The following is a 10,082-nucleotide window of genomic DNA, read 5'->3' as shown; positions in this document are numbered from 1 at the left end:
CCCGAAGCCACCCTGGCCGACGTGCTGGACCTGAAGACCCGCACCGGCCATTCCACCGTGGCCATCACCGCCGACGGCACCCCCCACGGCAAGCTGCTGGGCATCGTGGCCTCCCGAGACTATCGCCTGTCCCGCATGTCCACCGACCTGAAAGTCACCGAGTTCATGACCCCGCTGGAAAAGCTGGTCACCGCTCCCGCCACCACCAGCCTGCATGACTGCAACGACATCATCTGGGACAACAAGATCAACTCCCTGCCCCTGGTGGATGAGGAAGGCAACCTGCAGTACATGGTCTTCCGCAAGGACTACGACAGCCACAAGGAAAACGTCAACGAGCTGCTGGACAAGAACAAGAGCTACGTTGTGGGCGCCGGCATCAACACCCGCGACTACGCCGAGCGTGTTCCCGCTCTGGTGGATGCCGGTGTGGATGTGCTGTGCATCGACTCTTCCGAGGGCTTCAGTGAATGGCAGTCCCGCACCATCACCTGGATCCGCGAGCATTACGGCGACAGCGTCAAGGTTGGTGCCGGCAACGTGGTGGACCGCGACGGCTTCCTGTTCCTGGCCAAGGCCGGCGCCGACTTCGTCAAGATCGGCATCGGCGGCGGTTCCATCTGCATCACCCGCGAGACCAAGGGCATCGGCCGCGGTCAGGCGACCGCCGTCATCGAGGTTGCCAAGGCCCGGGACGAGTACTACGAACAGACCGGCATCTATGTGCCCATCTGCTCCGACGGCGGCATCGTGCACGACTATCACATCACCCTGGCTCTGGCCATGGGCGCCGACTTCGTCATGCTGGGCCGTTACTTTGCCCGCTTTGACGAGAGCCCGACGAACCGTCTGCGCATCAACGGCAACTACGTCAAGGAATACTGGGGCGAAGGTTCCAACCGCGCCCGCAACTGGCAGCGCTACGACCTGGGCGGCGCCCAGAAGCTGAGCTTTGAGGAAGGCGTGGACAGCTATGTTCCCTACGCCGGCCCTCTGGCAGACGGCGTGCAGACCACCCTGTACAAGGTGCGGTCCACCATGTGCAACTGCGGCGCGCTGAACATCCACGAGCTGCAGCAGAAAGCCCGCCTGACCGTTGTGTCCTCCACCTCCATTGTGGAAGGCGGCAGCCACGACGTGATCCTGAAGAACAGCCCCAACAACTGATCTTCCCCACTCTGACAAAAGCGGGAGCCCCGCTCCGGTCAACGACCGGAGCGGGGCTCCTTTTTTTCTGTTGTGGTCTGTTTCAGCCGGAAAAGCCCAGGGTGATGGTGCCGGACTGGCACTCCGCTTCGATGGATGCGGAGCCGCTGCCCTGACGCCGCACTTCTCCGGTAAGGGACTCTCCGTTCACATTCAGGGTGCCGCCCTTGTTCTCGGCTTCCAGCCGGAAAGCATCCGCACGGCCTTGCAGGGTGGCCGTCACATTGCCGCCCTCCGCTTCCACATCCAGCTGACGGTTGACCGAAACCTGCGCCGCCTCTACGGTGCCGCGCTTGGCATCCAGGGAGACTTCGTCCGCCGCGATGGCATCAGCCGACACAGTGCCGTTCCCCTCTTCCTGCAAGTCCACCTTGCGGGCGGTGATCCGGCCCACCGTGACAGCGGCCCCCACAGAATCCACTTCCAGCTCATCCAGGGTCAGGTCCGGCAGGGTGGCGCTGCCGCCAGTAAGTTTGAATTCCAGGCGCCGCGGCATATTGTTGGCAGGCAGAACCAGGGTCAGGCTGGCGGTGCTGCCCTGGTCGGCGGACAGGCGCGCATCCAGCTTATTTTCCCGGTCCATCTCCTGCTGGTCTACCCGCAGGGCACTGTCGGCCACGCCGGTTCCCCGCAGGGTAACGGCAGAGACGGTATCGTCCACCGTGACGACCAGATTCATCTGGGACAGTTCCAGGTCCACCTCCGTGATAGCGGCGGGATAGGTTGTCTCCCAGTCAGAGGGTGCCTGGGTATCGGCCGAAACATTGGTCGAAGCCGGAGCCGAAGCATCGGCGGCCGGGGCCGGGGTAGCGGTATCCTGGGCCGCGGGAGCCGGCGTGGAGTCAGCCAGTGCGGCAGGTGTATCGGACACGACCTGTTCGCTGGCCGTCACGGCGATTTCCTTGTCGCGGCCGAATCCCCGGAACCCGGTGGCGGCGGCAGACAAGGCCAGCGCCAGTGCCACCAACAGCAAAATCACTACGAACAGAACCAGCAGCCCCGGCCCCTGCAGTCCGGTGCGGGTCACCGGACCGTCAGCGGGGTTCCCGCCGTCCATTGCATCGGAGGGCGGCTGTGCGGCGCCCGATGCCGAATCTCCATCAGCATTCCCGGACAAGCCCGCGCCTTCCAGGATCTTGGCAGCCACCGTTTCGGGATCGCCCAGTTTCTCGGCGGTCTCGGCCTCGTGGTCGGGGCCGGCGGCGTCAAAGTATTCCACGTAATATTCCAGCGCATCCCGGCGCTCCTGCGGCGGCATGTGGGCCAGCAGCTTTTCCAGTTTTGCAATATACTCGTACTTGGTCATGGCATTTCCCCCCAAAACAATGTGTCGATTTTTTGTGTGTAGGCCTTCCATTCGTCCTGATACCCCTGCAGGCGGACAAGGCCCAGTTCTGTGATGCGGTAATAGCGGCGGTTGCGGCCATTGGCTGTCTCATCGTGCACGGTGAGGCACTGGTCTTTCTGCAGACGGCGCAGTACCGGGTACAGCGAGGATTCCGAAACATCCAGCACTTCTTTGATCTGCTGGGTGATGCGGTACCCGTAAGAGCCTTCCGCCTGCTGGGAGACCACGGCCAGCACAACGGCATCCAGCAAAGCCGCATTGGATACAAAGGTCATGGCATGCTCCCTTCTTATATGTCTTTATATATTATATATCATATAATATAGTGTAATGCAATAGGGTATTCCCTGTTTTTTGCAAAAAAATAACCGCGGAATGAATCCGCGGCCCACAAAAAGGAAACCCCCGCCTGAGGGAAAGGCGGGGGTCCAAAAGAAAGGAGGAGAAGAACACATGAAAAAGTTTGTTTTAGCTTTGCTTGCAAGTAAATTGTAACCTTTTTGCAACCATTTGTCAATGGCTATTTGTTAAAGTTTTGTAACTGTTTTCATTCTTTTGTTACCATTTGAATTGCGTCTCCTCCGGAGTCCTGCGTTCAGCTGCGCGGCGTCAGCGTTATGGTGGCTTCAAAGCTGGATTTGCCGTCCGGCAGGATACCGGCAAAATACCACTCCCCGCTTTCCAGCTGATGACGGTACAGGGTGAAAGAACCGCCGCGAGGCACTTCCTTGTGGTAGTAGATGATCACATCCTGCACAAAGTTGGTTTCCAACAAGTCCATGGGCAGCGCATCGCAGATCACATCCACATACCGGGCGTTGTTCATGTGGCCGTTCATATCGCACTGGCTGTAGGCGGCGGTGTGGGTGCCCACCGCTTCACAGTCGGCCAGCGGCACCTTGTGCATCTTCATGGGCAGTTCTTCCGGCACCTCCACGGCCCAGTGGGCGGTGGTAAATTCCTCCGGATGCTTGCGCAGGATCATCCGGCGGTCGGTATCAATGACCACCCAGCGGCTGTCCACCAGCGCCACCTGGCTGCCGTCGGCATCCAGCACTTGGGTGATGCGCTTGTTCACCGCCCGCTTCATGGCTTCCGGTTTGGTGATGAGGGTCAGGTGCTCATCCACATGAGGCACCCGGTCAAAATGCAGCGCCTGCTTGGCCAGCACATAGGCCGTGTGGGTCTTGGCATAGACTTCATCGGTCAGGCCCAGGGCGATGGCGTGCTCCCCTGCAATCTGCTGGGCGTAGCGCAGCACCGATGCCGGCTGCACATACCCGAAACAATCCCCATCGTGGCGGTACACCTGAAAAGGCTCCGTATATTCTGTCATGTCCTGCGACATGGGCGACATCTCCTTTTTTGATTGGTCAATTTATTATAGCACGGTGGCGGGCGCGGTGCCAGCGGCAGCGGGACAAAAAGGCCGCATTGCCCAAAAAGCGCCCCTTCCGGAAGCCGGAAAGGGCGTTTTGCAATCAGTAATTGTCCCGCATCTTCTTGCGCAGCTTGCGCCAGATATTGAAGCCGGACAGGGCCACAGCGCCCAGCAGGAAGATCACCACCATCCAGCTGCCGCCGCTTTCATCGTAGCTCTTCATCTGGCTCCACTGGCTGTCCATCTCGGCATTGACATCATCGGGCAGGGTGACAAAGACCTCCGCCTTGGACATCACATCCTCCCCGGGATAGGCAATGGGGCTGTACTTCAGATCATCGTCCAGCAGCTCCCACACGGCCGTGATGGGGGTGGAATACCCGATGTAATCGCAGTTGGCATACCCCACCGAGGTTTCGCACATATAATTGATGAACATCTCGGCCGCTTCCTTGTTCTTGCTGGTAGCCGGAATGCACATGCTGTCCACGAAGAAGTTGACGCCCTCCTCCGGATGGACAAAGGCCAGATCCGGGTTATCCTCGATCATGGTCAGGGCATCGCCCGCATAGTACGGGGCCATGGCAGCTTCCCCGCCCTCCATCTTGTCGAAGATCTCATCCATGACATAGGCCTGTACGATGGATTTCTGGTCCTGCAGGTCCTTCATGACCTGGTCCACCTCCTCCACCGAGGAGGGATTCAGCGAAAGCCCCGCACGCTTGGCCGCAATGGCGTAGGCGTCCCGGGAGTTATTGAACATGAGGACGTTGCCCGCATACTGCACATCCCACAGCGCCGACCAGCTGGTGGGGGCCTCATCCACCATGGTGGTGTTGTAGATCAGGCCGGTGGTGCCCCACATGTAAGGCACGCTGTAGGCGTTGTCCGGGTCGAAGTCCCAGCCCAGATATTCCTCCCCGATGGCGGAGATGTTGGGGATGTTGTCATAGTCTAGAGGCGCCAGCATCCCTTCCTGAATGAGCTTGCCCACCATATAGTCGGAGGGGAAGATCACGTCATAGCTGGCACCGCCGGATTTCATCTTGGCGTACAGGCTCTCGTTGGAGTCGAAGGTGGTGTAGTTGACCTTAATGCCGGTGAGCTCCTCAAAGGCAGAAACCACGTCCACGCTGTCGTCCGAACCGTCGGAGATATACAAACCCCAGTTGTACACGTTCAGGGTGATGTTGTCATTGGCAAATCGGGTCCAGTCATAGTCCCCGGACACCGAAATATCCTCGTTGACCACGATCTCCTCCGCCGCAAAGGCGGGCATGGCGCAGACAGGCAGCAGCAGGAAGGCAGCCCCCAGGGCGCAAACACGTTTCAGTTTCATGGTTCCCCTCCCTTACGCTTCGGCCGCGCCTTTGCGGATGGCCACCTGATTGCGGCGATAGGCGCGGGAATCCATGTGGTTGGAGATGAGGATGATGGCCAGGATCACCAGGAAGATGATGGCCGACAGGGCGTTGATCTCGGGGCTGACCTTCTTGCGGGTCATGCTGTAAATGGCGATGGGCAGAGTCTGCATGGTGCCGCAGTTGAAGTAAGAGATCATGAAGTCGTCAATGGAGTAGGTCAGGCAGATCAGGAACGCCGACAGGATAGCCGGGGTCAGCTGGGGCAGGATCACCTTGAAGAAGGCCTGCCGCGGGGTGCAGCCCAGATCCAGGGCCGCGTTGTACAGGCTGGGGTCCAGCTGGCGCAGCTTGGGGCCCACATTGAAGATCACATAGGGTACATTGAAGGTGATGTGGGCAATAAGCAGGGTGAACCAGCCGAAGATACCGCCCTCGCCGCCGATGCCCGCCTTCTGCAGCAGCACAAAGAGCAGCATCAGGGAGACACCGGTGATGATTTCCGGGTTGACCACCGGCACATAGCTGATGTTGTTGACGATCAGCTGGGTGCGGCGGGACATGGAATTGATGCCGATGGTGGCAAGGGTACCCAGCACGGTGGCCAGCACCGAGGAAACCAGGGCCAGCACCAGGGACAGCCCCAGAGCCGAGAGGATCATCTCATTGTGGAAAAGGCTGCGGTACCAGTCCAGGGTGAAGCCGGAAAAAACGGTACGGCTCTTGTTTTCATTGAAGCTGTAGGCGATCAGCACCGCAATGGGCAGGTACATGAAGCCGAAGATCAGCACGATATACGCGCGCTGGAGCAGGCGTTTGTTTTGTGTTTTCATTACATGACCCCCTCCATTTCCTCTTCGTCAAAGCTGGAAGTAAAGCTCATGCACAGCAGCACGATGACCATCAGGGCCAGACTCATGGCAGAGCCCAGGTTCAGGTTATAGGAGTTGCCCAGGAACTGCAGTTCGATCAAGTCGCCGATGAGCAGGTTGGAGCCGCCGCCCAGCATGCGGCTGATGATAAAGGTGGAAACCGCCGGCACAAACACCATGGTGATGCCGGTGGCAATACCCGGTTTGGACAGCGGGATCAGTACCCGGAGCAGGGTCTGGAAGGTGCTGCAGCCCAGGTCCTGTGCCGCCTCGATGATGGAATTGTCGATCTTGGTCATGGCGGTGTACAGGGGCAGGATCATATAGGGCAGATAGTTGTACACCATGCCCAGCACCACGGCGCCGGAGGTGTTGATCATGTTCAGAGGTCCCAGGCCAACCAGTCCCAGCAGCTTGTTGATCAGACCGTTTTTCTCCAGCAGGGTCATCCAGGCATAGGTGCGCAAAAGGAAGTTCATCCACATGGGCAGCATGACCAGCATGAGCATAATATGCTGCTTATTGGCCCGCAGGCGGGACAGAAAATACCCCACCGGAAAGGCCAGGATCAGGCAGATGATGGTGGCTTCGGCTGCCAGCAGCAGGCTGCGGGCAAAGACCGAAGAGTAGCGGCCGATCTCGGCCAGATTCTGCAGGGTGAAGGCGCCCTCCGAGTTGGTCAGGGCGTACCAGATCACGATGAACAGCGGCACCACAATAAAGATGGCCATCCATACCAGGTACGGCGCCGCCACCCAGCGGGAAGCTTTGGAACGAAGCATGCGGCGTCACACCCCTTCCCGCGCCATGATGTGGATCTCGTCCGGGCCGATGTTCATGCCGATGATCTCCCCGGGCTGGCTGGCCTGGGTGGAATGAATCAGCCATTCCTTTCCTTCCACGTCCACATGCATCTCAAAGTGCACACCCTTGAAGATGACTTCCTTCACCAGACCGGTCAGCATGCCGGTGGACGGCGGCACAATGGCCACGTCCTCGGGACGGACCACCACCTGGACCGGCTCGTTGATGCCGAAGCCCCGGTCCACACAGGAGAAGTCATGGCCGCAGAAGCTGACCAGGAAGTCCTTGAGCATGATGCCTTCCACAATGTTGGAATCGCCGATGAAGTTGGCGATGAAAGCGTTCTGGGGTTCGTTGTAGATATCCTGGGGACTGCCGATCTGCTGGATGTTGCCCTTGTTCATGACCACCACGGTATCGGACATGGTCAGGGCTTCCTCCTGGTCGTGGGTGACGTACACGAAGGTGATGTTCAGTTCCCGCTGCAGGCGCTTGAGTTCCAGCTGCATCTCCTTGCGCAGCTTCAGGTCCAACGCGCCCAGGGGCTCGTCCAGCAGCAGGACCCGGGGCTGGTTGACCAGGCTGCGGGCAATGGCCACGCGCTGCTGCTGACCGCCGGACAGCTGATGGATGCTGCGGCGTTCAAAGCCTTTCAGGCCCACGATTTCCAGCATTTCCAGCACCTTGGGACGCAGCTGTTCTTCCGGCATCTTTTTCAGACGCAGGCCGAAAGCCACATTCTCAAACACATTGAGGTGCGGGAACAGGGCATATTTCTGGAACACGGTGTTCACCTGGCGCTTGTACGGCGGCAGGTTGGTGATGTCCTTGCCATCAAAAAGAACATTGCCGGACTGCGGGGTGATGAACCCGGCGATCACGCGCAGAGTGGTCGTTTTGCCGCAGCCGGAAGGGCCGAGGAAGGTGACGAACTCTTTGTCGTGGATGTCGAGCGAAAGGCCGTTCAGGACCTTTTCCCCATCAAAGTCAACAACAATGTTCTTGAGCGATACGATCAGCGAATCATTCATTTATACTGCATCCCCCTTTGCGGAATCTGTGCCGGCGGCCCCGGCTCCATGCGGGTACCTGACGGTCAGCGCCCATGATGCCACCCCGCAAAAGGTTTGTTACACCGTCGGTTCGGTTGGGTTCGGACCGCGGCTGCAGTGGCACATACAACGCTAGTTTTGTGTTCAATAGATGCAAAACACAAGTTTCATTATACCGTGTTCCCGGGGGCTGTCAATCAATTTTTGTATAAATATAGGGAAAAAGCGTGCAAAGTGACAGATTGAGGCAAAATGTTCAGTGCCGCACCATACCCAAAAGCAGCCCGCGCCGGGTCGGCGCGGGCTGCTTTTACCCTTTGGTTCTGGCAGGCGGCAGATGCAGACGGATGCGCAGGGTCTGCCCTTCCAGCTCCGCTTCCACCCGGCCGCCCATGGCTTCGGTGAGCTGACGTACAATGGAAAGCCCCAGCCCCGCCCCGCCATGACCGCTGCGGCGGGCGGTGTCCGCCCGCCAGAACCGGTCAAAGAGATGCTCCGGGGCGATGGAGTCCGGATCTGCCACCGGATTGGAAAAAACAAGGCCATCCGGCGTCTGGGTGATGGTCAAGGTGCCAGCGGCATGGTGAATGCCGTTGGTCACCAGATTGCGCAGCACCCGCCCCAGAGCTTCCTGGTCTGCCAGGACAGCGGCCGTTTTGTCGGCAAAGTCCAGCTGTGGTTCCAGGCCAGCCTCTTCCAGCTGGGGGACCAGGGCAGCCAGCGCTTCGCACACTGCCGGCCACAAGCCTACCGGTTGCAGGTCCATGGGCATAGTTTCCCCCGCCTGCAAACGGGTATACAGAAACATCTCATCCAGCAGGCTTTCCAGATCCCGCAGACGGTGTGCCACCGTATCCAGCCGCCGGGCGCGTTCGGTCGGGTCGGCCCCGGTGCGCAGAAGTTCCAGATGGCCGCAGGCCGCAGCCAAGGGGGTCCGGATATCATGGCTGAGCGCCGCCATGGTGTTCTGCAGTTCCCGGCCCGTTTTTTGGGCCTCCAGCGCCTGCTGTCGGGCCCCGTCCAGCCGGCCGTTGATGGCCCGGGCCGCCTGCAGCACCGGAGCCAGCCGTACCGAAACCGGCAGCCGGGTGTTGGAATCCGGCGGGGTGGTTTCCAGCCAGTCTGCCCAGGAGGAAAACTGGTGCAAAAGGCGCAGGAACAGCACCGCCAGCACCACAACAGCGCAGGCAAGCACAAGCACAGCAACAAGCATAGGAGCACCTCTTCCCTATCAAAAGTCTTTGTCAGGCCTGGTCCCTCCTGGTCAGGGACAGATGGGTGAGAAGGCCATACATCACCACCCAAACCAGACATACTACCGCGATATGCAGGTACTGCACCGGCCGGAAGTCCAGGGTAATCATCTGACTGCATCCAAAGATGGTGAACCGGCTCAGGTCCGGCAGGTGCAGCAGGCGGCAGACCGCCCCCAGGGACACCGCAGGCAGCCCCATGCCCACAAGCAAGGCAAACAGGACCATCCAGCCTTCCCGGCGGAGCAGCGTGGACAGGAAAAAGGCACACATAGAAATGGCCCAGCCCACCAAGCAGGCCGCCAGATACATCTGCAGCCAGTCCAGCCAGCTGCCTCCCACCGCAGAGAAAACCAATACCGGGCTCAGAGCCAGCGGCACCAGCAGATAGGCCGCCATGAGCAGCCCGTTATAGACCAGCAGGCAGAGGGATCTTCCAACCACGTAGGGCCAGCGGCATCCCAGCACGGAAAAGATATTCTTGACGGCACTGCCCGTATAGTCTTCCGCACAATAAACGCCCGTGAATACAGCCATCAGAGAAACCCAGAATCCGCCTGCAAACAGCATCTGGTGCATGTACTGCTGCAGAGTATATCCTGCCAGCGCCGCACCATCGGCTATATCCTCGGCCGTGATCTCGGCCCCCTGGGCCTGCATGGCATTGACGGTTTCCGGGTCCGAAAGCAGAGTAGCAAACGCATAGGCCAAAGCGATCATTCCCAGCCCCAAAAGCAGCCCGGTCAGCAGGTATTTCTGCCGCCGCAGCCGGTACCAGTCCATCCGCAGCACTTCAAACATGATC

The 10,082-nt window shown here is 59.5% G+C and carries 10 protein-coding genes; 1 reads left to right on the top strand and 9 read right to left on the bottom strand.

Annotated elements, in window-relative coordinates:
- On the top strand, positions 1 to 1,167 hold a 1,167-nt coding region (locus Q0K17_RS08625; protein ID WP_294542303.1), incomplete at its 5' end, for an IMP dehydrogenase.
- A gap of 82 nt (positions 1,168 to 1,249) precedes the next feature.
- On the opposite strand, the gene Q0K17_RS08620 is transcribed toward Q0K17_RS08625, so the two are convergent.
- From Q0K17_RS08620 to Q0K17_RS08580, 9 genes are all read right to left on the bottom strand, one after another.
- On the bottom strand, positions 1,250 to 2,512 hold the full coding sequence (locus Q0K17_RS08620) for a DUF1700 domain-containing protein (protein WP_294542302.1): 1,263 nt from the start codon (positions 2,510 to 2,512) through the stop codon (positions 1,250 to 1,252).
- Entirely contained in the window at positions 2,509 to 2,829 is a 321-nt protein-coding gene (locus Q0K17_RS08615; protein WP_294542300.1) for a PadR family transcriptional regulator, read from the bottom strand. Before Q0K17_RS08615 ends, Q0K17_RS08620 begins: the two co-directional genes overlap by 4 nt.
- A gap of 320 nt (positions 2,830 to 3,149) precedes the next feature.
- Positions 3,150 to 3,902, bottom strand: coding sequence for an acyl-ACP thioesterase domain-containing protein (locus Q0K17_RS08610; RefSeq protein ID WP_294542299.1), 753 nt, complete (start codon positions 3,900 to 3,902; stop codon positions 3,150 to 3,152).
- Positions 3,903 to 4,035: 133 nt separating this feature from the next.
- Positions 4,036 to 5,274, bottom strand: a complete 1,239-nt coding sequence (locus Q0K17_RS08605) for a spermidine/putrescine ABC transporter substrate-binding protein (protein ID WP_294542297.1) — start codon at positions 5,272 to 5,274, stop codon at positions 4,036 to 4,038.
- A gap of 12 nt (positions 5,275 to 5,286) precedes the next feature.
- On the bottom strand, positions 5,287 to 6,129 hold the full coding sequence (locus Q0K17_RS08600; protein ID WP_294542295.1) for an ABC transporter permease: 843 nt from the start codon (positions 6,127 to 6,129) through the stop codon (positions 5,287 to 5,289).
- Complete coding sequence (locus Q0K17_RS08595; protein WP_294542293.1) at positions 6,129 to 6,950, bottom strand: ABC transporter permease; 822 nt, start codon at positions 6,948 to 6,950, stop codon at positions 6,129 to 6,131. Before Q0K17_RS08595 ends, Q0K17_RS08600 begins: the two co-directional genes overlap by 1 nt.
- A gap of 6 nt (positions 6,951 to 6,956) precedes the next feature.
- On the bottom strand, positions 6,957 to 8,003 hold the full coding sequence (potA, locus tag Q0K17_RS08590) for a spermidine/putrescine ABC transporter ATP-binding protein (protein ID WP_294542291.1): 1,047 nt from the start codon (positions 8,001 to 8,003) through the stop codon (positions 6,957 to 6,959).
- A gap of 331 nt (positions 8,004 to 8,334) precedes the next feature.
- Positions 8,335 to 9,237, bottom strand: a complete 903-nt coding sequence (locus tag Q0K17_RS08585; protein WP_294542289.1) for a HAMP domain-containing sensor histidine kinase — start codon at positions 9,235 to 9,237, stop codon at positions 8,335 to 8,337.
- A gap of 31 nt (positions 9,238 to 9,268) precedes the next feature.
- On the bottom strand, positions 9,269 to 10,082 hold an 814-nt coding region (locus Q0K17_RS08580), incomplete at its 5' end, for a hypothetical protein (RefSeq protein ID WP_294542287.1).

Source organism: uncultured Gemmiger sp., from assembly GCA_944388105.1.
Classification (GTDB): domain Bacteria; phylum Bacillota; class Clostridia; order Oscillospirales; family Ruminococcaceae; genus Gemmiger.
Note: the sequence above shows the minus strand (reverse complement) of the source record. Positions and strands in the feature narration are given on the sequence as shown.

Coding starts and splice junctions, on each gene's coding strand:
- Q0K17_RS08620 (WP_294542302.1), bottom strand. CDS start 2,512: ATGACCAAGTACGAGTATATTGCAAAACTGGAAAAGCTGCTGGCCCAC.
- Q0K17_RS08615 (WP_294542300.1), bottom strand. CDS start 2,829: ATGACCTTTGTATCCAATGCGGCTTTGCTGGATGCCGTTGTGCTGGCC.
- Q0K17_RS08610 (WP_294542299.1), bottom strand. CDS start 3,902: ATGTCGCAGGACATGACAGAATATACGGAGCCTTTTCAGGTGTACCGC.
- Q0K17_RS08605 (WP_294542297.1), bottom strand. CDS start 5,274: ATGAAACTGAAACGTGTTTGCGCCCTGGGGGCTGCCTTCCTGCTGCTG.
- Q0K17_RS08600 (WP_294542295.1), bottom strand. CDS start 6,129: ATGAAAACACAAAACAAACGCCTGCTCCAGCGCGCGTATATCGTGCTG.
- Q0K17_RS08595 (WP_294542293.1), bottom strand. CDS start 6,950: ATGCTTCGTTCCAAAGCTTCCCGCTGGGTGGCGGCGCCGTACCTGGTA.
- potA (WP_294542291.1), bottom strand. CDS start 8,003: ATGAATGATTCGCTGATCGTATCGCTCAAGAACATTGTTGTTGACTTT.
- Q0K17_RS08585 (WP_294542289.1), bottom strand. CDS start 9,237: ATGCTTGTTGCTGTGCTTGTGCTTGCCTGCGCTGTTGTGGTGCTGGCG.